Source organism: Arthrobacter sp. JCM 19049 (assembly GCF_001310435.1).
This window is the reverse complement of sequence record NZ_BAXF01000373.1, coordinates 1-2,191: the sequence shown is the minus strand read 5'-3', so window position 1 is coordinate 2,191 and position 2,191 is coordinate 1. Positions and strand designations below refer to the sequence as shown.

Here is a 2,191-nt window from a genome sequence, read left to right as displayed (position 1 = left end):
CCTGGGCGTTGCCGCCCTCGCTCAGCGCGTGCTCGGTGTAGTCCAGCACCCGCAAATCCACCCCGTCCTCGTTGAGCATCTTCACCAGTGCGGAGATCGGGCCGGTGCCCTCGGCGCTGCGCTCCTGGGCGGCGCCGTCCACCAGCAGCTTGGTGTGCAGCACGAAGCTGCCGTCCTCTGCGGATTCGGCGGTTGCGAGGCGATCTTGTAGTACCCCCAGGGCTTGAGGCCATTGCCCTCGGCCACCGGCAGGTACTCGTCCTGGAAGACCTGCCAGATGGTCTGCGAGGAGACTTCCCCGCCCTCGGAGTCGGTCTTCTTCTGGATCACCCCGGAGAATTCGATTTGGGCGCGGCGCGGCAGGTCCAGGTTGTAGTCGTTCTTCAGCAGGTAGGAGACCCCGCCCTTGCCGGACTGGGAGTTCACCCGGATCACGGCCTCGTAGCTGCGCCCGATGTCCTTGGGGTCCACCGGCAGGTAGGGTACCGCCCAGACCAGGTCGTTGATGTCCTTGCCCTGGGCGGCGGCCTTGGCGTCCATCGCCTCCAGACCCTTCTTGATGGCGTCCTGGTGGGAGCCGGAGAACGCGGTGAACACCAGGTCCCCGCCGTACGGGCTGCGCTCGGGCACCGGCAGCTGGTTGCAGTACTCCACGGTGCGTCGGATGTGGTCCATGTCGGAGAAGTCGATCTGCGGGTCCACGCCCTGGCCGAACATGTTCATGCCAGGGTGATCAGGTCCACGTTACCGGTGCGCTCCCCGTTGCCGAACAGGCAGCCCTCGATGCGGTCCGCGCCGGCCAGGTAGCCCAGTTCCGCGGCGGCCACCCCGGTGCCGCGGTCGTTGTGCGGGTGCAGGGAGAGGATGATCGACTCCCGGTTGGCCAGGTTGCGGTGCATCCACTCGATCGAGTCGGCGTACACGTTCGGGGTGGCCATCTCCACGGTGGCCGGAAGGTTCAGGATCACCTTGTTCTGCGGGCTGGCCTCCAGCACCTCGGCCACCGCCTCGCAGATGCGCTTGGCGAACTCGAGCTCGGTGCCGGTGTAGGACTCCGGGGAGTATTCGTAGGTGATCTTGGTGCCGCCAAGCTGCTCCTCGTACTTCTTGCACAGCCGCGCACCCTGCACCGCGATGTCCACGATCCCGTCCTCGTCCTGGCGGAACACCACTTCGCGCTGCAGGATCGAGGTGGAGTTGTACAGGTGCACGATCGCCTGCTTGGCACCCTCCAGCGCCTGGTAGGTGCGCTCGATCAGGTGTTCCCGGGACTGGGTGAGCACCTGGATGGTCACATCCTCGGGGATGCGGTCCTGTTCGATGAGCTGGCGCACGAAGTCGAAGTCGGTCTGCGAGGCCGAGGGGAAGCCCACCTCGATCTCCTTGAAGCCCATCTGCACCAGCAGGTCGAACATCTTGTGCTTGCGCTCGGGCTCATCGGGTCGATCAGCGCCTGGTTGCCGTCGCGCAGATCCACCGCGCACCAGCGCGGGGCCTTGGTGATGTACTTGTCTGGCCAGGTGCGATCGGGCAGGTTGACCTCGATCTGGTCCTGGAAGGGAACATACTTGTGGATTGGCATGTTCGAAGGCTTTTGCATGTTCTGCATTTCGGTATCCCCTGGACAATTGGTGGTTGTTTGTATGGGGCCGGATGAGGGCGAACTCCGCGACGAGGGGTCGGCCGTGGGACCACTAGCGGTCCGTTGGATCCTCGCAGCGGCTAAGTAGCAGTAGTAGCTCGAAATGCATTTTTCAAACATAGCACCGCCGGTGGGCTGCGACGCAGTTGTTGCACGTTTGTGTCACATTCCGGACGCCCGGCCCTGCACCGCACCTTTCCCGGACATGGCACAACCCCTGCCCGACCGGGTCGGACAGGGGTTGTTCACGGGTTGCGGCAGCCCGTGGCGGCGGGCTAGAAGCCGAGGCGGCCCAGCTGCTTCGGGTCGCGCTGCCAGTCCTTGGCCACCTTCACGTGCAGGTCCAGGTATACCTTGGTGCCCAGCAGCTTCTCGATCCCCTGCCGGGCGCGGGTGCCGACCTCGCGCAGCCGGGCGCCGCCCTTGCCGATCACGATCGCCTTCTGGCTTGGCCGCTCCACGTACAGGCTCACGTGGATGTCCACCAGCGGGTTCTCCGTCGAGCGGCCCTCGCGCGGGGCCATCTCCTCGACGACCACGGCCAGCGAG

At 65.4% G+C, this 2,191-nt stretch carries 1 protein-coding gene and 1 pseudogene; both read right to left on the bottom strand.

The features are described 5' to 3' along the window. Window positions 1–1,609 (bottom strand): annotated as a pseudogene (leuA, locus tag JCM19049_RS12320) (2-isopropylmalate synthase); the annotation flags it as partial. A 308-nt stretch (window positions 1,610–1,917) separates the two neighbouring features. After that, window positions 1,918–2,191, bottom strand: a 274-nt coding sequence (locus JCM19049_RS12315; protein WP_279403122.1) for a KH domain-containing protein, incomplete at its 5' end; no start/stop codon positions are given.